At 62.1% G+C, this 19,176-nt stretch carries 15 protein-coding genes; 10 read left to right on the forward strand and 5 right to left on the reverse strand.

Annotation, left to right across the window (positions count from 1 at the left end):
* Positions 1–94 precede the first annotated feature (94 nt).
* The 4 genes from ileS (at position 95) to ACP_RS02400 (ending at position 6,004) form a co-directional block, all read left to right on the forward strand.
* A complete protein-coding gene (ileS, locus tag ACP_RS02385) occupies positions 95–2,926 on the forward strand; it encodes an isoleucine--tRNA ligase (RefSeq protein WP_012680880.1) in 2,832 nt (943 codons plus the stop codon).
* On the forward strand, positions 2,923–3,450 hold the full coding sequence (gene lspA, locus ACP_RS02390) for a signal peptidase II (protein ID WP_012680881.1): 528 nt from the start codon (positions 2,923–2,925) through the stop codon (positions 3,448–3,450). The genes ileS and lspA overlap by 4 nt, the downstream gene beginning before the upstream one ends.
* Before the next feature lie 60 nt (positions 3,451–3,510).
* Complete coding sequence (dnaX, locus tag ACP_RS02395; protein WP_012680882.1) at positions 3,511–5,607, forward strand: DNA polymerase III subunit gamma/tau; 2,097 nt, start codon at positions 3,511–3,513, stop codon at positions 5,605–5,607.
* A gap of 70 nt (positions 5,608–5,677) precedes the next feature.
* Positions 5,678–6,004 (forward strand): YbaB/EbfC family nucleoid-associated protein, encoded by a 327-nt coding sequence (locus ACP_RS02400; RefSeq protein WP_012680883.1) that lies wholly within the window; start codon positions 5,678–5,680, stop codon positions 6,002–6,004.
* 117 nt (positions 6,005–6,121) lie between these two features.
* Here the strand turns inward: ACP_RS02400 and ACP_RS02405 are convergent, their stop codons facing one another.
* Positions 6,122–6,493, reverse strand: coding sequence for a response regulator (locus tag ACP_RS02405; RefSeq protein ID WP_012680884.1), 372 nt, complete (start codon positions 6,491–6,493; stop codon positions 6,122–6,124).
* A gap of 230 nt (positions 6,494–6,723) precedes the next feature.
* Between ACP_RS02405 and ACP_RS02410 the strand changes: the two genes are divergently transcribed.
* From ACP_RS02410 to ACP_RS02440, 6 genes are all read left to right on the forward strand, one after another.
* Positions 6,724–8,070 (forward strand): ABC transporter ATP-binding protein, encoded by a 1,347-nt coding sequence (locus ACP_RS02410; RefSeq protein ID WP_012680885.1) that lies wholly within the window; start codon positions 6,724–6,726, stop codon positions 8,068–8,070.
* On the forward strand, positions 8,067–9,830 hold the full coding sequence (locus ACP_RS02415; protein WP_012680886.1) for an ABC transporter permease: 1,764 nt from the start codon (positions 8,067–8,069) through the stop codon (positions 9,828–9,830). Before ACP_RS02410 ends, ACP_RS02415 begins: the two co-directional genes overlap by 4 nt.
* Before the next feature lie 106 nt (positions 9,831–9,936).
* Positions 9,937–11,844 (forward strand): sensor histidine kinase, encoded by a 1,908-nt coding sequence (locus tag ACP_RS17095; RefSeq protein ID WP_052294648.1) that lies wholly within the window; start codon positions 9,937–9,939, stop codon positions 11,842–11,844.
* The gene (locus tag ACP_RS02430) at positions 11,837–12,274 is read left to right on the forward strand and encodes a response regulator (protein ID WP_012680888.1); all 438 of its coding nucleotides are present in this window, start codon (positions 11,837–11,839) and stop codon (positions 12,272–12,274) included. Before ACP_RS17095 ends, ACP_RS02430 begins: the two co-directional genes overlap by 8 nt.
* Positions 12,256–13,815 carry a hybrid sensor histidine kinase/response regulator gene (locus ACP_RS02435; protein ID WP_012680889.1) on the forward strand — a complete coding sequence of 520 codons (1,560 nt, stop codon included), beginning with the start codon at positions 12,256–12,258 and terminating at the stop codon, positions 13,813–13,815. The genes ACP_RS02430 and ACP_RS02435 overlap by 19 nt, the downstream gene beginning before the upstream one ends.
* 117 nt (positions 13,816–13,932) lie before the next feature.
* Positions 13,933–15,000: a Gfo/Idh/MocA family oxidoreductase gene (locus ACP_RS02440; protein ID WP_012680890.1), complete on the forward strand. Its 1,068-nt coding sequence runs from the start codon at positions 13,933–13,935 to the stop codon at positions 14,998–15,000.
* A gap of 30 nt (positions 15,001–15,030) precedes the next feature.
* Here ACP_RS02440 and ACP_RS02445 read toward each other — a convergent pair whose 3' ends face one another.
* The 4 genes from ACP_RS02445 to ACP_RS02460 form a co-directional block, all read right to left on the reverse strand.
* Complete coding sequence (locus tag ACP_RS02445) at positions 15,031–15,975, reverse strand: tetratricopeptide repeat protein (protein ID WP_012680891.1); 945 nt, start codon at positions 15,973–15,975, stop codon at positions 15,031–15,033.
* 132 nt (positions 15,976–16,107) lie between these two features.
* The gene (gene pal, locus ACP_RS02450) at positions 16,108–16,845 is read right to left on the reverse strand and encodes a peptidoglycan-associated lipoprotein Pal (RefSeq protein WP_012680892.1); all 738 of its coding nucleotides are present in this window, start codon (positions 16,843–16,845) and stop codon (positions 16,108–16,110) included.
* 107 nt (positions 16,846–16,952) lie between these two features.
* On the reverse strand, positions 16,953–18,314 hold the full coding sequence (gene tolB / locus ACP_RS02455) for a Tol-Pal system beta propeller repeat protein TolB (protein ID WP_041839825.1): 1,362 nt from the start codon (positions 18,312–18,314) through the stop codon (positions 16,953–16,955).
* A gap of 56 nt (positions 18,315–18,370) precedes the next feature.
* A complete protein-coding gene (locus tag ACP_RS02460; RefSeq protein WP_083770484.1) occupies positions 18,371–19,174 on the reverse strand; it encodes an energy transducer TonB in 804 nt (267 codons plus the stop codon).
* Between the last annotated feature and the right edge of the window lie 2 nt (positions 19,175–19,176).

Below are 19,176 nucleotides of genomic sequence, written 5' to 3' on the forward strand. Positions count from 1 at the left end.
TACCTCGCCACAATCGCCCCGGCAAGAGCCGCTCGCCGTTTCCGCCAGATAGAATGGAGTTTCATCTTCATTTACGACTCACGACGGAGAAACGATGTCCTCAGCGCCCGAACTCAAGGCGACGCTCACGCTGCCCCAGACCGACTTCCCCATGAAGGCCAACCTGCCGCAGAATGAACCACTTCGCCTGCAGGCATGGCAAAGCTCCGGCCTCTATGAGCAGATTCGCGCCGCCCGCGCCGGCCGCCCGCGCTACGTCCTGCACGATGGACCTCCCTACGCCAACGGGCCCATCCACCTCGGCCACGCGCTCAACAAGTGCCTCAAAGACTTCATCGTCAAATCGAAGACCATGGCCGGCTTTGATTCCCCCTACGTGCCCGGCTTTGACTGCCACGGTCTCCCCATCGAGATCAAGGTCGATGAGCAGCTTGGCCGCAAAAAACTCTCCATGCCTCCGGCCGAGTTTCTCTCCGCCTGCCGCGCCTACGCGCAAAAGTACATCGATCTCCAGACCAGCCAGTTCGTGCGCCTCGGCGTCTTCGGCCGCTGGGACCGTCCCTACTCCACCATGTCCCGCGAGTACGAGGCGAGCATCCTTGAGACCTTCTACCAGTTCTTCGAGCAGGGCTTCGTCTACAAGGGCCTCAAGCCGGTTTACTGGTGCATCCACGACCGCACGGCACTGGCCGATGCTGAAATCGAATACGAGATGCACACCAGCCCCAGCGTCTACGTGCGTTACACGCTGACCAGCGCGCCCGAGAGCATCGACGCCGCGCTCGCCGGGCGCACCGTCCACACTATCATCTGGACCACCACTCCCTGGACGCTGCCCGCCTCGCTCGCCGTGGCCTTCCATCCTGACTTCACCTACGTCGCCCTCGAGCAGGACGGCCACGTCTACATCGTCGCCGAGGCTCTTGCCGCCGCCGTGCGTGAGGCCTGCAAGCTTCAGAGCGCCGTCGAGATCGCCCGCTTCGCCGGGGCAAAGCTCGAGCGCACGACCTATCAGCATCCTTTCCTCGACCGCTCCATCCTCGGCGTCCTCGCCGATTACGTCACCACCGAGCAAGGCACCGGCGCCGTCCACACCGCTCCGGCCCACGGCGCGGACGACTTCCACACCGGCACGCGCTACCAGCTCGACCAGACCTGCAACGTGGACAACGAGGGCCGCCTGCGCAACGGCCTGCCCGAGTACGAAGGCAAGACCGTCTTTCAGGCCAACGAGCCCATCATCGAACTCCTCACCGCGCGCGGCGTGCTCATGGGCCGCAATGACATCTACCACTCCTACCCGCACTGCTGGCGCTGCCACAAGCCGGTCATCTTCCGCGCCACCGAGCAGTGGTTCATCAACATCGACACCCCCATGCAGACCGCCGGCGGCAAGCCAACCGTCTTCCGCCAGCGCGCCCTCGAAGAGATTCGCAACAGCATCCGCTGGGACCCCGCCTGGGGCGAAGAGCGCATCGCCAACATGATCGCCACCCGGCCCGACTGGTGCATCTCGCGCCAGCGCGTATGGGGCGTGCCCATCGCGGTCTTTCTCTGCAACAAATGCCATGAGCCGCTGCAAAACCCGGCCGTCAACCGCGCCATCGTCGATCTCTTCGCCAAAGAGGGTGCGGAGATATGGCACCAGCGCGAAGCTGCCGGGCTTCTGCCTGCGGGCACGGCCTGCGCCTGCGGCAGCTCCGATTTCCGCAAAGAGAATGACATCCTCGACGTCTGGTTTGACTCCGGCGCAAGCTGGAAGGCCGTGCTCGACGCCGAACCCGGCCTCGAATCCCCCGCCGATCTCTACTTCGAGGGCGGCGACCAATACCGCGGCTGGTTCCACACCTCGCTGCTCACCTCGGTCGGCATCGGCGCGCAGCATGCCTCGCCCTACCGCATGGTCGGCACCGCCGGCTGGACGCTCGACGAGCAGGGCCGCGCCATGTCCAAGTCCCTCAACAACGGCGTCGATCCCGTCGATATCGCCAATCGCATGGGCGCTGAAATCGTCCGCCTCTGGGTCGCCAGCGTCGACTTTCGCGAAGACGTGCGCGGCAGCGAAAACCTCATGCAGCGCGTCGCCGAAAACTACCGCAAGCTGCGCAACACCTTCCGCTTCCTGCTCGGCAATCTGCACGAATTCAACCCGGCCACGGATTCCGTGCCCGAGGCCAACCTGCTGCCGCTCGACCGTTACATGCTGCAGCGCATGCGCGAACTGACCGAAAAGCTGCGCGGCTGGTATGACGCCTTCCAGTTCCACCGCGTCTATCACGATGTGATTGAGTTCTGCGTCGTCGATCTCAGCGCCGTCTATCTCGATGTACTCAAAGACCGCATGTACACCTTCGCGCCAAAGAGCGAGGCACGCCGCTCCGCGCAGACGGTCATCTACACCATCGCGCACGCGCTCGCCCGGCTCGTCGCGCCCATCCTCAGCTTCACCGCCGATGAAGTCTGGCAATACCTGCCTCAGGTCGCAGGCCATCTCCCGAGCGTCCATCTGGCGGAGTTCCCCACGCCGGAAGAAATCGCCGTCACTGCCGACCCGGCGCTGCTCGCCGACTGGTCCACGCTCTTTGCCGTCCGCGAAGAAGCCATGAAGAGTCTCGAAGAAGCCCGCAAGGAAAAACGCATCGGCAAGGGTCTCGAAGCCAGACTCCGTATCGAAGCCGATGCATCCGTTTTCGCGCTACTCACGAAATACTCTGCCGGCCTCAAGGAATTCTTCAACGTCTCTCAGGTAGAAATCGCCGCTCGCACTGCAGAAGGCTTCACGCCCGAGGCGCTTCCCGCCGACGGCTCCAAGTGCAACCGCTGCTGGAACTACCGCACCGACGTCACCGACTTCCTCACATGGCAGGGCGTCTGCGGCCGCTGTCAGGATGCGCTCCAGCAAATGGGTTACGGAGTCCACGCATGAGCGACGCCCCCAAGCCCCGCCAGCCCGATTGGCGCATTCCCTTCCTCGGCATCTCTTTCCTCGTCATCGCGCTCGATCGCCTGAGCAAGATGTGGGTGCAGCAAAACGTTCCTGAGGAAGGCGGCATCACCGTCATCCCGCACGTCTTTCGCATCTCGCACGTGCTCAATCCCGGCGCGGCCTTCAGCCTCTTCACCAACTCGGCCGACCCCAAGCGCACGCACCTGCTGCTCACCGGCTTCTCGCTGTTCGCCATCATCATCGTGCTCGGCGTGCTCCTCAAGATCGGCCGCCGCTTCACCATGACCGGCCTCGCGCTCGCCCTCATCCTCGGCGGAGCCATCGGCAACGTCTGGGACCGCATCGTCTACAAGGAGGTCACCGACTTCCTCGCCGTCACGATCATCCACTACCACTGGCCCGACTTCAATCTGGCTGACTCCGCCATCGTCATCGGTGGATGCCTCCTGCTCCTCGACGCTCTCCTCGGCAAAAAGCACCAGGAATCCGAACCCGCCCCCTGAGGCCACGGAACCACCGGCCGGAATTCCACTCTTCCCGGTGGTCTACAATCGACCTTGACCATGGCGTATCAGGTTCTCGCTCGCAAGTATCGTCCCCAGCGCTTCAGTGATGTCGCCGGGCAGGAGCATGTCACCCGCACCCTGCTCAACGCGCTCGCTCAGGGCCGCATCGCGCACGGCTACATCTTCTCTGGCCATCGCGGTATCGGCAAGACCACCATCGCCCGCATCCTCGCGATGGCGCTCAACTGCCGCACACCCATCGGATCGACGACCGGCTCGCCCCAGCGTCCCACGCCCGAGCCCTGCGGTGTCTGCGAGTCCTGCGAAGAGATTCGCTTGAGCAACGCCGTCGATGTGCTCGAAATCGACGCCGCCACCAATCGCGGCATCGATGAGATTCGCGAGCTGCGCGAGGCCGCCCGTTACCGCCCCTCCCGCGACCGCTACAAAATCTACATCCTCGATGAGGCGCACCAGATCACCGATGCCGCCTTCAACGCGCTCCTCAAGACGCTCGAAGAGCCGCCCGATCACGTCGTTTTCATGATGGCCACCACCGAGCCGGAGAATATTCCGCAGACCATCCGCTCGCGCTGCCAGCACTTCAGCTTCCACGCCGTCAAGTTTGACGACATTCTCGCGCAGCTCCGCGCCATCGCCACGCAGGAGAACATCGTCGCGGAAGACGCCGCGTTGGCCCTGCTGGCCGAGGCCGGCGACGGCTCCATGCGCGACGCGCTCTCCATCATGGATCAGGCCATCGCCTCCGCGCGCCTTGAAAATGGACAGCCGCACCTCGATGCCGAAGCCATCCGCGAACTCATGGGCAGCGTGCCCAACACCGTCTTCGAGCGCCTGCTCGAAGCCATCAGCGAAAACCAATCCGCCGCCGTACTCGAAGAGCTGAACCGCCTGCTCAACGCCGGCAACAGCCCCGTGCAGCTCGCCCGCCAGTTTGTGCGCTATCTGCGCAACACCATCATGGCTAAAATCGGCGGCGAACAAACCGATCTGCTCCAGATCTCGCCCGACGAGCGAGCCCGCGTCGGTCGCTCCGCGCTGCTGTTCTCAGAGGAAGACCTCACGCGCTTCCTCCAGATCATGCTCCGCACCTTCGACGAGCTCAACTACCGTCAGGAGCAGCGCTTCCATCTGGAACTCGGCCTCATCAAACTCGTTCACCTCCAGCGGCTGCTGCCTGTCGAGGAATTCCTCAGCCAGCTCCCGCCCGGAACCGGCGCAGCGCGCTCCATTTCCAGCGCAACCTCCAGCCCGGCCGCATCGCGCCCATCCCCCGCTGCCACCGCGCCTCCCGTGCGTGCCACCCCGCCGCCGCGCCCCGCGCCCGCAGCGCCAGCCTCTACGCCGGAACCCTCCCGCCCGGCATTCTCTCCTTTTGAGGCTGACCGCCAGCGCAAGATCACCAGCGAAGACACCGCACCCGCGCCCGTCGCGGCTCCCAGCGCGCCCTCCATCGAGGCCGCCACCCCGGCACCTTCTGTCACTACCCCGTCTGTCAATTCGGTGCCGGTCACATCACTGCCCATCGCTCCGCCAGCGGAACCGGTACCCGCGCCCATGGCTGCGCAGCCTGCTCCTGCCGCGCCCAGCATCCCCGAGCCCGTCGCGGCGTCACGCCCGCTCACCCCGCTCGAAGCAGCCTCCCGCGCCGTCGAAGCCGCGCCCGCCAAACCCTCCATGCGAGTAGGCGTCGCCGAGCCGGAGCGCACCGAAGGCGCACTCGCGCTCGCCTCCGCCCCGGCCGCCGAGGCCGATCTCGACCACATCGCACAGGCTGTCTGTTCGGCCCTCGAACGCGAAGGCCACGGCACCGCATCCGTCCTGCTCTCGAGCGGCAACTGGACCCAGCAGGGCGATACCATTCAGGTCGAGGTCGCCATCAAGCGCATGATGCTCAGCCTCACCATGAATGCCGAGGCCGAAAAAATTTGCAAGAACGCCATGCGCTCCATCGGCGCGACGCAAAAGCTGGTCTTCGTGCCCGGCGAGGGCAATCGCGCCGCTGGCTCCAAACCGGCCATCGCCATCACCGGCAGCATCCAGTCGGCGGCGCTTGAAAATCCCCTGGTGCAGAAGGCTAAGGAGTTATTTCGCGGCGAGATTCGCAGCGTCCTTGACCTACGGGACAAGTAACCGCCGCAGTCACAATAGCGTTGATTCAGATGCAACACAGTTACAGAAGCAGAACTCAGGCAGGAATCCCATGAACCCATTCAAAATGCAGCAGATGCTCTCTCAGGCCAAGGAAATGCAGGAGCAGATGCAGGAAAAGCTGGCCGCCACGGTCGTCGAAGCCTCCTCAGGAGGCGGTGCGGTGAGCGTCAAAATGAACGGCAAAAAAGAGCTTCTCAAGCTCACCATCGATCCCGCCGCCGTCCTCAGCCTCTCCGGCGCAAACCCCGATGTCGAAATGCTCGAAGACCTCATCACTGCAGCCATCAATGAGGCTGGCCGCCGCGCCGAAGAGATTCTCAAGAGCAGCATGCAGGGTCTTTTGGGTGGGCTCAATCTTCCTCCCGGCCTTTTCTGATCAGGGCTCTTCTGATCTTCCCGTCCGTCTCCCCATGCGCAGCGCAGACAAAAAGCCCCGGTCTCCCGGGGCTTTGTCTTTGTTCATCGCGGAATTCACATCGAAAATCGAATCCCGTCAGCTCCGCAGCCGAGCCAGCAAATCCTGCGGATGCACCGGCTTGGCCAGAATCTCAAACTCATGCCCCTGCCCGCGGGCGCGATCCAGCAGGTCGGCCGTGGCTGCCTGGCCTGAAAACAGCAGAATCTTGCACGACGGCAACAGGCTTCTGATCTTGATGGCCGCGTCAATTCCATTCAAATCGGTCATGATCACGTCACTGATCAGCATGTCGGGCTGCCAGTTCCCGGCTGCTTCCACAGCCTTTTCGCCACTGTAGACCGCCATGGCCTCAAATCCGCTCTGGTTCAGAATAATCGCCAGAGTATCGGCGATCACACGTTCGTCATCGGCCACCAGCACCTTGGGTTTCACTTGTTGTTCGCTCATTCTTTCCTTCTATGGACGGGTGACGTTTCTATAAAAATTGCACAAAATCGGCTACGAAACCGGCAACTGCCCGGAATCGAGCCCTTCAGCAAAGAATAATGACAGATAAGATGATACGCTGGCCTTGAGAGATGCTTCCTCTCATCCACTGAGCAGCTTAACTTACAGAAACGATTCACGAACTGGTCGCGGTGGACGATCCCTGCCCGCGACCCGGAGCAGAGTGCGAAATGACGGAGCCCATCATTCGCGCGAGACAGGTGGAAAAGTTCTACGCGCAGCCCAGCGAGAACCGCATCCAGGTGATCTCTCCGACCGACCTCGCCATCTATCCCGGCGAGATCGTCGCCCTGCTCGGCCCCTCCGGCTCGGGCAAGTCCACCCTGCTCCGCATGCTGGCCGGCCTCTCGCAGCCCTCCGGCGGCGACGTCTTCTGGCATGAAAAGCCTATCGCGGCCGCCGACATCAATGTCTCCATCGTCTTCCAGAGCTTCGCGCTCTTCCCCTGGCTCACGGTCCTGCAGAACGTAGAGGCCCCGCTGAAGGCCCGCGGCATGGCCGCCCAGGAGCGCCAGAAGCGCAGCATCAAGATCCTCGACACCGTCGGTCTCGACGGCTTTGAGGGCGCCTATCCCAAGGAGCTCTCCGGCGGCATGCGCCAGCGCGTCGGCTTTGCCCGCGCCCTGGTCGTCGAGCCCGAAGTCCTCTTCATGGACGAGCCCTTTTCCGCCCTCGATGTGCTCACGGCTGAGAACCTGCGCAGCGAACTCCTCGAGCTCTGGCAGAACAAGACCATCCCCACCCGCTCCATCTTCATCGTCACGCACAACATTGAAGAGGCCGTGCTGCTGGCCGACCGCATCATCGTGCTCGGCCGCAATCCCGGCCACGTGCGCACCGATTTCAAGGTCACCCTCCAGCATCCACGTGACCGCAAAGGCGCACCCTTCACCGCGCTGGTCGATTACATCTACAAAGTACTCACCCGCCCTGACGTCATGCCGGCGGAAATGCCCGTGCTCGCCAGCGGGCGGCCCATCCGCGATCAGCGTCAGATGCACTATGAAATGCTGCCCCACGCCCGCCCCGGCGGCATCGCCGGCCTGCTTGAGATTCTTCTCGATCTCGGCGGCAAGGCAGACATCTACAAGCTGGCCGACGAGCTGGCCTTTGAGATTGACGATCTCTTCCCCATCGTCGATGCCGCGCAGCTTCTCGGCTTCCTTAAAGTGGAAGAGGGCGACGTCAGCATTACGCCCACCGGCACCGATTTTGCCAACTCCGAAATTCTCCGCCAGAAGGAGCTCTTCCGCGAGGCCGCGCTTCAAAATGTCCTGCTGCTGCGTCAGATCACCCGCGCCCTGCGCAGCAAGAGCGACCACACCGTCCCCGAAGACTTCTTCCTCGATATGCTTGACGAGCAGTTCAGCGACGACGAAACCCAGCGCCAGTTGGAGACGGCCATCAACTGGGGCCGCTACGCCGAGCTCTTCGATTTCGACGCCGGCCGCCGCCGCTTCAAGCTGCCCGAAGCCGAAGAAGAGGAAGCGCTCGCCAGCGGAGAGACCATCGAATGAGCCTCCGCACTCCCCTGTCCACGTCGTTTTCTCGCGCACAGGTCATGGAGCGCACCTGGCCCTTCATTCTCGACCTTGGCGTCGCCGGCAGCCTGCTCGCTCTGTTCTACGTGGTGCTCTGGGTGGCGCGCTCCTGGCTGCATTCCGCCGTTCCTGAAGTCACCATCTACCGCTCGCCTTCGCACCTGCCCATGTATGCGCTCGAGTCCACCGTGCGCATCTTTGTCGCCTACATCCTCAGCCTCATCTTTGCCATTGTGTACGGCTACATCGCCGCCTACAACCGCTGGCTTGAGGCGCTGATGATCGCCACGCTCGACATTCTGCAGTCGATCCCGGTGCTCAGCTTCCTGCCTGGCGTCATGCTGGCCATGATGTCGCTGTTTCCCAACCGGCAAATCGGCATCGAACTCGGCGCCATCCTGCTCATCTTCACCGGCGAAGTCTGGAACATGGCCTTCAGCTTCTACAGCTCACTCAAAAGCATTCCCAAAGAGCTGATGGAAGCCTGCACCATCAACCGCTTCTCGCGCTGGCAGCGACTCATCCAGTTGGAGCTTCCCTTCTCGGCCATCGGCCTCATCTGGAACTCCATGGTCTCGGTGGCCAGCGGCTGGTTCTTCCTCATGGTCTGCGAGATGTTCCCGGTCGGCAGCCGCAACTTCCGCCTGCCCGGACTCGGCTCCTATCTGCAGACAGCCGCCTCCAATGGAGATGTGGTGGCCATCATCTGGGGCCTGCTCACCATGATGCTCATCATCGTTCTCACCGACCAGTTGCTCTGGCGTCCCATCATCGCCTGGTCTGACAAGTTCAAGTTTGAAAACGTAGAGAGCGCGGAACGCATCACCTCGCCCATCCTCCACCTCATCCGCAACAGCAACATGTTGCAGTACGTTTCGCGCCGCGCCGTCACGCCTATCTCTGAGGCTTTTTACACTCGCGTCGCCCGGGGCGGCCCAACGCGCCGCCGCCTTCCCGCCGCCGACGAAACACGCCGCTCATCCCGCGGACGCACGCTCACCTACGCCCTCATCGTCACCGCCGCGGTGCTCGGCATCGGCACGCTGGCCTTCCACGCGATGGTGCTACTGCGCGAGGCCTCCACGCATGAATTTCTCGTCCTGCTCGGCGCGGCCGGCATGACCTTTCTGCGCGTCAATGCCTCGCTGCTCATCGCCAGTCTCTGGACTATCCCGGTCGGCGTTGCCATCGGTTTTCATCCCCGCCTCGCCAACATCGCGCAACCGATCGCGCAGATCGCCGCGTCCTTTCCCGCCACCGCGCTCTTCCCGCTCATTGTCATCGGCCTTATGAGGCTTGGCATGGGCCTCGGCATCGGCTCCATCGCACTCATGCTGCTCGGCACGCAATGGTACATCCTCTTCAACGTCATTGCGGGAGCCATGGCCATCCCCTCTGACCTTCGCGAGGTCGCCGGTCTCTTCCGCTTCGGCAATCTCCAACGCTGGACGACCCTGATCCTGCCCGGCATCTTCCCCTATCTGGTCACCGGGCTCATCACCGCGAGCGGCGGCGCATGGAACGCCTCCATCGTGGCCGAGTACTTCAAGATTCAGGGCAAGACCATGCAGACTATCGGCCTCGGTGCGCAGATCAGCGCCGCCAGCGACCATGGCGACTTTCCCCGCCTCCTGCTGGCCACCATCATCATGGCCCTCATGGTCGTGACCATCAACCGCCTCGTCTGGCGGCGGCTCTACCATCTCGGAGAAACCCGCTTCCGTCTCGACGCCTGATCTGCGTCCAAGGCGTCCGCTTGCGTTGCCCGGCGGCCAAATTGTTATATTTCATGCACCTGCATCTATGCGAAAACCCGCTCCGGCGCATCTCAGTTTGAAAGCCATGAAACCATCTCCGGGAAGAGCGCTCACCTATGCCCTTCTGAGCGCCGCCATTCTTGCTGTGGGCGTGAATACATGGCTGGCCATTCGCGCAGTCGGCGTCATGGCCCGCAGCGAAGCATGGGTCGCGCGCACCTGGCAGGTCACGCACGCCGCGCAGACCGTCGTTACATCGATGCTGTCAGCCGAGAGCGGCGACCGTGGCTACCTCCTCACCGGAGACTCCCGCTACCTCGCCGCCTACGAAAAAGCCCGCCAGGTTCTGCCCGCCCAGATCAGCCATTTACAAGCACTGATGCCGCAGGATGCTGCGCAGCAGCAGCGTTTCGCCGAGATTCGCGCCCTGGTCGAAACTCGCATCGCCCTGCTGCAACAAGGCATCGAGCTTCGCCGCGAGGGCCAGGAAACAGGCTTGCAGGCCATCGTCGTCACCGGCACCGGTCAGGTGGAGATGGATCATCTCAGCGCCCTCATTGACTCCATCCAGACTGAAGAGAATCATCTGCTCGCCGGACGCGTTGCGCGCTCCCATCTGGCCCGCAGAAACGCCATCCTGACCATCTCGATTGCGAGCCTGCTCAACCTGATTCTCATTCTGCTTGCGGTCTGGCGTTTCCAGCGCGAGCGTCTTCTGCGTGAATCTTCAGAGCTTTCCGCGCGCCGTCTGCAACGCCTGCAGGCCGTGGGAGAGGTGGGCCTCAGCCGCCTCACCGTCGCCGAACTCACCCAGGCGCTCATGCACCGGCTCCATTGGATCGTCGATGCCGATGTGGCGCTGCTCTGCCGCTACAACAACTGCTGCATTGAGGTCACCGCTACCAACGGATTCGACCTTCGCGACCCGGGCCCGTTTCCTCTTCCCGAGGATAGTCCGCTACGCCAGGCTGCCGAGCAGCAGCAGCCCGTGCAACTGGCCGAAGACTCCATTGACCTGCACCCTTTTACCGAACTGCACGGCAAGCTTCAGGCTCTGCAGGTTCTGCCGCTCTCCATCTCCGGCAATACCGGCGCGCTCTTTCTTGTGGGCCGCACCACGCTGGCGAACCGTCAGCCGTTTGATCAGGAGCTGCTCTCCGTCATCGCCGACCGCATCGCGCTTGCGATGGATAGAGCCCGCGCCTATGAGGCCGAACACGATGCCCGCCGCGCCGCCGAACAAAAGGCCGAAGAGGTCCGCATTCTCAACGAAGAGCTGGAAGAGCGCGTGCGCCAGCGCACCGCCGAGCTTGAGGCTGCCAATCGCGAGCTGGAAGCCTTCAGCTACTCCGTCTCGCACGATCTTCGCGCCCCGCTCCGCAGCGTCGATGGCTTCAGCCTGGCGCTCGTCGAGGACTACGGCTCCTCGCTCGACGCTGACGGGCGTGATTATGTGCAGCGCATCCGCAAAGGCGTGCAGCGCATGGGCCAATTGATTGATTCCCTGCTGCAGCTCTCGCGCATCACCCGGGCCGATCTTGCCCGCGAAACCTTTGACCTCAGCGAACTCGCCGAAGACGTGCTCGCCGATCTACGCGCCGCCCATCCCGAACGCAACATCATCACCGAGGTGCAGCCGGGCCTGACGATCGAGGCGGATCCTCGCCTGCTGCGCGTCGCACTTGAAAATCTCTTCGGCAACGCCATCAAATTCAGCGCGCGCGTGCCCGAAGCCCGCATCGAGTTCGGCCAGGCAGCATCGGGGGAATACTACGTCCGTGACAACGGAGCAGGCTTTGACATGCAGTACGTCTCGAAGCTCTTCAATGCCTTCCAGCGTCTCCACGGAGATCGCGAATTTCTCGGTTCCGGCATCGGCCTCGCCACCGTTGCCCGCGTTATTCGCCGCCACGGCGGCAGCATTCGAGCCGAGGGCGAAATTGGCAAAGGCGCTGTCTTCTCGTTTACCTTAGGAGGAACATCGTATGCCTGACTCCGCACGAATCATATTGCTGGTAGAAGACGATCCCGATCACGAGTTGCTGACCATTCGCGCGCTCAAGAAGGCGAATGTCAACAACGCCATCCACGTCGCCCACGACGGCGAAGAGGCCACACGCTTTCTCTTCGGCCTCGATGGTGCCGAGCCCGAGCCGCTGCCGCAGGTCGTTCTGCTTGACCTTAAACTCCCCCGGGTCGACGGGCTTGAAGTCCTCCGCCGCATTCGCGAACATGAACGCACGCGTCTGCTTCCCGTTGTCGTTCTCACCTCTTCGGATGAAGAGAGCGATATCGTCCGCAGCTACAAACTCGGAGTGAACAGTTACATTCGCAAGCCCGTCAACTTCAACGACTTTGCTGAAGCCACCCGGCAGCTTGGAATGTACTGGCTGGTGCTCAACGAATGTCCCCCGAGCTTCTGAACAAAACCCGCATTCGCGTGCTGCTCGTCGAAGACAGCGAAGACGACGCTTTCCTGTTGCAGCGCCATCTGGCCCGCGTCGGCTTTGAGGCCAAGGTTCACCGTGTGGAAACCTTCGAGGGCATGCGCGCCGCGCTCACCGGGCCGCATCCGGCCTGGGATATCATTCTGGCCGATTACAACCTTCCCTCTTTCAGCGCGCCCGAGGCGTTGCGCCTCGTTCATAGCTTCGATCTTGACATTCCCTTCATCGTGCTCTCGGGCATTATCAGTGAAGAGACCGCCGTCACCGCCATGCGAGCCGGGGCCAACGACTACGTTTCCAAGCAGAATCTCGCCCGTCTCGGCCCAGCCATCCAGCGCGAACTGCGCGAGGCCATCCAGCGTCGCGAGCGCCGTGCGGCCGAGTCCGCCCTGCGCATCAGCGAGCGCCGCTTCCATCGCCTCGTCGAGGCCATGCCACTGGCCCTGCTCATCGCCGACGCCTCAGGCCGCGTGAGCTACTGCAATGCCAGTGTAGAAAAGCTCCTCGGATACTCCGAGCAGGAACTCCGCTCCGGCCGCATCACCATTGATGACATCTTTCCCCGCACCACCGAGATGACCATGCATCTGCTGCAGATGATCGCCTCTGGTCCTGAAGACACCATCGAGATCGAAGGCATCCGCAAAGACGGCGCGCCCGTGCCCATTCTGCTCGGTGCCGCCCTGCTCAATCCGGAGTCGCCGGCTGCCGAGCAGCAGATGGCCGCCTTTCTCGCCGATCTCACCGAGCAGAAGCACAGCCACGAAATCATGAAGCAGACCGAGAAACTCGCGGCCGCCGGCCGCCTCGCTGCTTCCATCGCGCATGAGATCAACAATCCGCTCGAAGCCGTCACCAACTGCCTCTATCTGCTGCAGCGCACCCGCCTCGAAGACCACGCCCGCGAATACATCACCCTGGCGCAAAACGAGCTGGAGCGCGTCGTTCACATCACCACGCAGACACTGCGCTTCTACCGCCAGAGCACGCGCCCCGTCGAGATCGACATCGAAGAGCTCTTCGAGACCGTCCTGGCTCTCTATGACATCCGCATGCGGGCGCACAATGTGCAGGTCACGCGCGACTTCCGCGCCACCCGCTCCATCGTCGGCAATGATGGCGAAATCCGCCAGGTGCTCGCCAATCTCGTCAGCAACGCCATCGATGCCATGATGCAGCAGGAGAATGGCCGCCTGCTGCTGCGCACCACCGAGACCCGCCACTGGTCCACCGGCCGCGAAGGCATCGCCATCACCGTTGCCGACAACGGCAGCGGCATGGACCCCGTCGTCGCGCGCCGAATCTTCGAGCCGTTCTACTCCACCAAGGGCATCACCGGCACCGGCCTCGGCCTTTGGGTCAGCCGTGAAATCATCACCAAGCATCACGGCGTCATTCAGCTCCACTCCCGCACCACCCCGCCCTCCGGCACGGTCTTCCGTCTCTTTCTACCCTTCGACACCGGCCTGCAACACAACTTCACCGCCAGCCAGAGCACCCAAACGGCATCCTCCTGAGGAACTCTCGTCCCGGCATAAGCGCCGCCCTCACGCGCTCCCGATAGCTTCCCATTGCACAACATTGCAATCTCGTCATACACAGAGCAAGCGGCGGCCATTTACTATGAATGCACTATGTCCGAACAGATTCGCGTCGGAGTTGTCGGTTTTGGTTTAGCGGGCCGCATATTTCATACAGCGGTCATCGACGCTACCCCGGGCTTCAAGCTTCAGGGAATCGTCAAACCCACCGGAGACGAGGCAAAAGCCGCCTATCCCGGTGTGCCTTGCTATCGCACCATCGAAGAGATGTTCGCAGACACCAGCATTCGCCTGGTCGTGGTTGCGACTCCCAGTCACACTCACTTTGAAATCGCACAACGGTGTCTGCGCGAGCAGCGCCATGTGATCATCGACAAGCCCTTCACGCTCACCTCGCAGGAAGCCTCCACCCTCATCGAGATGGCGCGCGAACGCAACCTCCTGCTCAGCGCCTATCAGAATCGCCGCTGGGATGGTGATTTCAAGACCGTCCAGCAGATTGTTGCCGGCGGCGAACTCGGTCGCATCGTCAGCTACGCCTCCCACTTTGATCGCTTTCGCCCTGAGCCTCGACCTGGCGTCTGGCGCGAGAGCGGCGGCCCTGGCAGCGGCATCCTCTTTGACCTGGGAACACACCTGGTCGACCAGGCCACCACGCTCTTCGGCACACCCTCGCTCATCGACGCCACCGTTCGCATTGAGCGTGACGAAGGCCAGGCGGACGACTTCTTTGACATTCGTCTCACCTACCAGCAGCATCACTGCCTCGTTGTTCGGCTCAGTGCCTCCACGCTGGCCCGTACGCCGGGTCCCCGCTTCCATCTCAACGGCACGCGCGGCAGCTTCGTCAAATACGGCCTCGATCCGCAGGAGGATCAGCTCAAAAGCGGCCTGCGCTTTGACGCTCCCGGCTTCGGTGAAGATCCCGAGTCTGCATGGGGCACCTTGCAGATTCTGGACGAGGCTCCACGCCGTATCGCCACCGAGCGGGGCGACTACCGGGCCTACTATGAGAATGTCAGGGATGCTTTGACTGGAAAAGCGCTGCTGGCAGTCACGCCGGTACAGGCCTGGCGCACGACCCGCCTGATTGAACTGGCGCGTAAGTCCAGCGCCGAACAACGCACCATCGCCGTCGACCTGCACGGCCAGCCCGAATAACCTTCACGGCCGGCCGCGGCCAGGTTCCAGTTACATGCCGCGGCTGGCTGAGGAGTGACGGCGCGAGCTGATGCCCAGCCCATGCAGTCGAACACGAGCCTGGCTCGCTTCCGGCGTCTGCGGATAGCGCGCAATCAAAGCCTTCAGATCGTGCACGCCCGATTCCCGCTCACCCAGCGCCAGCTCGGCATAGGCCTTGTGCAGCCGCGACGCCGGAGCCTTCGAGTTTCCCGCAAAATTCTGCAGCACATTCTCATAAGCCTTGATGGCGTCATGGTACTTGTGCAGACGATAGTTCGACTCGCCGATATAAAACTGCGCGCTGCCTGACAGCTCATCCAGCGGATAGTCCTTCACCACGTCGCCAAACTCGCTGGCGGCCAGCTTGTACCGGCCCCCCTCGTAATCGCTGAGAGCGACCTGATAAAGCTGCTTGATCGGCGGAAAAGCAGGCTGCTGCATCGCAGCCTGCGGTTGAGGTGTGGCATTGCCGCTATCGGTACCCGGTGCAGCCTGTCCCTGTCCGGCCGCCTGACCATCCGGGCTTGCGCCACTGCCCGGCGCCGCCGCGGGCTGCTGCACATTCTGCAGTTGCGACTCGACCTGGTCCATCTGGTGGCTCAGCTTCTCGATGCGTGTCCGCAGCTCATCCACCGAGTCGTTCAGGCTCTGAATCTGGGTGGAGACCTGCTGAATCGCTCCGCCGCCCGATTGCTGCTGCGCCTGCAACTGGTTCTGCAGAGCAGAGATCGTCTGGTTCATCTGAATGACCGTGTTCGAGGTCTGCTGCACGATGTTCTGAATCGCGCCCATCTGCTCGGCGTCTGTCTGCTGCAGATGCTGCACGGCGTTTTGCAGAGCCTGCACCTGCACCTGCAATTGAATGATTTCCTTTGAAACCGCGTGGGCCTTGGGGGCCGGCAAAAGCAGTCCGGCCACGGCCACCGCCGCGAGAACTTTCAGGCTCTTTCTCATTGGGCTACCCCGCGCGCAGAAGCGCTCTTTCGTCTGAGTATCGAAGAAAAAAGCAGTACCCGTCGAACCGGCGGGCGCGCAACTTCGCGCATCCCGGCCAGTCCGGCGGATACTGCCTGTTCATGCTCGTTCCTACTGGTCCAGCGTGAACTGTGCGCGGCGGTTCGACTGCCAGCACGATTCGTTCTGTTCCGTGCAGAACTGCTTCTCTTTGCCGTAGCTCACCGTGCGCAGCCGGTCGGGGCTGACACCGGCACTCACCAGGGCCTGCTTGGCTGCGTTGGCGCGATTCTCGCCAAGAGCCAGGTTATATTCCACCGAGCCGCGGTCATCGCAATAGCCGCCGATCACCACGTGCAGATTCGGATGCTGAATCAGGTAGTTCGCATCCTGCTGGATGATCGCCTGAGCATCGGGACGGACCGAGTAGCTGTCAAAGTTGTAGAAGACCGGCTTCACATTGGCTTCAAAGGTCGCTTCGTCGATATTCGACTCTGCAACCGTCGCCGCCTGCGGCTGGGTCACCGTGACCTGAACGGTCGCATCCGTGGAGCCGCCCTGGCCGGTCGCCACCAGGTGATAGCTCGTCGACTGGGTCGGCGTCACCGTCTGCGTGCCCGAGGTTTCCACCTGGCCGATGCCGTCGATCGAAACGTTCGTTGCGTTGGTGGTCTGCCAGGTCAGAACCACCGGATTGCCGGCGGTTACCGTCTGCGGGTTGGCGCTGATAGTGGCGGTTGGAGCGGGAATCATCGCCGGCGGAGGAGCCGACACGGGGGCGGTAGCGACCTTCTTGTGACAGCCCGCGATGGTCAGCATGGCCACAAGACCTGCGCTTAACAGGAACGACTTGCGATATGCGTGCTTCATGGTTCTCTCTCTCTCCTACAACTCAATCTAACGGTCTTTTGACCGTACTTTTTGGTACCAAAGCAGTAAAAAATAACTTCTCAGTCAATCAACTTCCAAAAGGGGAACTACTTCCAGCTCCAGTCCGGCATCGTGCTGGAACCGTTGTGCGTCAACTGCTCTTGTTGCTGTCCATTCGCCAGCATGGACCAGATATCCGTACGCCCGCCTTCCGTTCTCTGGAAGACGATGTGCCGGCCATCGGGAGCCCATGATGGGAAGTCGTTCACGCCCTGCCCGTGAGTCAACTGCACCCAGCGATGCGTGGTGATATCCATAATGTAGATGTCTTCGCCGCCCGGCGCACCCGGGCCGTAGTGACGGTCCCAGGCAAAGGCCAGAAACTGCCCATTCGGCGACCATGATGGAGAAACCGCATACCCTCCATCGGTCAGGCGCGACACGTTCGATCCATCCGCATCCATCGTGTAGATCTGCGGCAGGCTCGTCATGCCGCTCTCCCACGCAATCTGGGCCCCGGTCTTCGGGTTCCACACCGGCTGCGCATTCGGCCCGCGGAAGGCCGTGATGCGATGGCGGTTCATGCCGTTCGCATCCGAAACATAAATGTCCGGGTTCCCCGCGCCTGAAGAGGAGTAGGCCAGATGAATCCCATCCGGCGACCAGGACGGGCTGATCGTCGTTCCGCCCGGAGAAACAAAGTGCAGGTAGCGATGCAGCAGCAAGGAGTAGATGCGAATCTGCATGCCGTACTTGCCGAAGGTCTCAAAGGCCAGCTTTGAGTTATCAGGCGAAACAGCCGGAGCCATGGAGTCGGAACCAAGGTGCGTCACCTGCTGCTTGTTCGCGCCGTCATAGTCCATCACCCAGATCTCTTTGTGCATGCCGCGGCCCACGACGTAATAAATCTTCGTCTGGGCAATGCCCGGAATTCCGCCAAGCCGCAGAATGATCTCATCGGCGAAGCGATGGGCAATATCGCGCGCGTCAGACTCATTCGCCTGCGCCGAGTACTGCTTGCCCAGCACCTGCGGAGTGTCTGCATTCTTCGTGTCGTAGAGGTAGCCCTGCACCGTCAACTGTCCGCCGCTCACGCCCAGGGTGCCAAAGGCGACCATCTGCGCGTTCGAGGGCGGCTGCGACCACTGCGAAAGCACCAGCTCTTTCGGGCTGCCCGGCATCGCCGGGGGCGCCATGCTCTTTGAAACCATGTCAAAGATGCCGGCATTCTCCAGATCGCTGTAGAGAACCTGGTCAAAGATGCTCTTCAGCACAAACGTCTGCGAATCATTGGTGCCCGGCTTGAAGCCCGCCACCGCCAGCCGGATGCGCTGCACTCCCAGATTGGTTCCGGTACGGACCCAGTCCTGAGCCCGCAGCTTTGACGCCGGAGCAAGAATGAAAAGTAACGCAAGAACAAGGAGAAGCGGGGAGGATAGGTGCCGTGAAATGCGCGGGCTTGTCTTCATGCGGCTGTTGTCACCATGACGCTGGTTGTACTGCATAGACTCGTGTCCGGCCCCTCTTATTGCGTAGGCCGGCTATAGGTGAAAGTGTACTCTACGGAAACAGAAGAACCCTTGTAGGCATAGGGCAGCGGGCCAAACGACTCCACGCGCTCCACCGCCCGCACCGCCGAGCTGTTCAGCGTCGGCGAATTGCTGGGCTGGTCGATGCGAATATCACTCACCGATCCGTCGCGTGCGATCACAAACGTCACACTCACCTTGCTGCCATAGGGCGTGCTCGGGTCAATCTCCTGCCGGTACCAGGCTCCGCTTACCTTTGCCGTGATCAGGTTCACGTAATAAGGAAAACGCGACGAAAAATTTCCGCCGTTCACGGAGACGGTGTTGTTCGGCGTCGGGTTGCCTGTCACCGAGTGCGGAATCTGGGTCGCCCGCTGCTCGCCATAGTTTGCCCGGTGCTGTCTGGGCTTCTCTTGGACGCGCTGCGGCGCATTCTGGTGAGGCTTTTTCTTCTTCGGATGCTTGATTTTTCTCTTGACCGGAATGGGAATCGCGTTCGGCGGCGGAATCGTCTCGGTCTTCTTCGATGGAATCGCGGGAGCCTCACTGGGCGTCTGCGTCGCGAGCACGTTGTTGTTCGGCGTGTGATCCTGCGGCAGCGGAATCGTCGGGGCCGAGCTCACCAGTTGCGCCTGAATCGCGCCCGATGGTGCATTGTTGCCCCACTCCTCGCCATGAAACATCCCCATAAAATAAATGAGCAGCGTGATGCCGCCGAGCACGCCCACGTGCAGCAGCAGCGACAGTGCCATGGGCCTGCCGAGCCGTTCCCGTTCCTGCTTTTCAAAGAGTCTCGGCATAC

Source organism: Acidobacterium capsulatum ATCC 51196 (assembly GCF_000022565.1).
Taxonomy (GTDB): Bacteria; Acidobacteriota; Terriglobia; order Terriglobales; family Acidobacteriaceae; genus Acidobacterium; species Acidobacterium capsulatum.